The following is a 457-nucleotide window of genomic DNA, read 5'->3' on the forward strand; positions in this document are numbered from 1 at the left end:
CAGGGCCTCGTCCGAACGCCCCGCGACGGCCGTGCCGAGCGGAATGTCGGTCCCCGCCCCGAGACGGGTCAGCAACGCCGCCAGCCCCGCCTGGAGGACCATGAACAGCGTGCAGTCGCTGCTGCGGGCGAGATCGAGCAGGTCCTGGTGGAGGCGTGGTGCGAGGTGCACCGGCACGATGTCGCCGTGATGGCTCGCGACGGCGGGGCGTGGCCGGTCGGTGGGCAGCACGAGGGTGTCGGGGAGGCCGGCGAGGGTGGCCTTCCAGTGCGCGGTGTGCCAGGCGAGGAGGCTCGCGGGGTCGTCCTCGTCCCCCAGCAGCTCGCGCTGCCACAGCGTGTAGTCGGCGTACTGCACCGGCAGCGGTGACCAGTCCGGCGCGCGCCCCCGCGCACGGGCCCCGTACGCCTCGGCCAGGTCCCGCACCAGCGGCGCCAGCGACCACCCGTCGCACGCG

The 457-nt window shown here is 75.3% G+C and carries 1 protein-coding gene; it reads right to left on the minus strand.

Annotated features, from left to right (window positions below):
* Positions 1-457, minus strand: a 457-nt coding sequence (locus tag PUR26_RS07795; RefSeq protein ID WP_329870543.1) for a condensation domain-containing protein, incomplete at both ends; no start/stop codon positions are given.

This window comes from Streptomyces sp. SP18CS02, assembly GCF_036322365.1.
Taxonomy (GTDB): Bacteria; Actinomycetota; Actinomycetes; order Streptomycetales; family Streptomycetaceae; genus Streptomyces.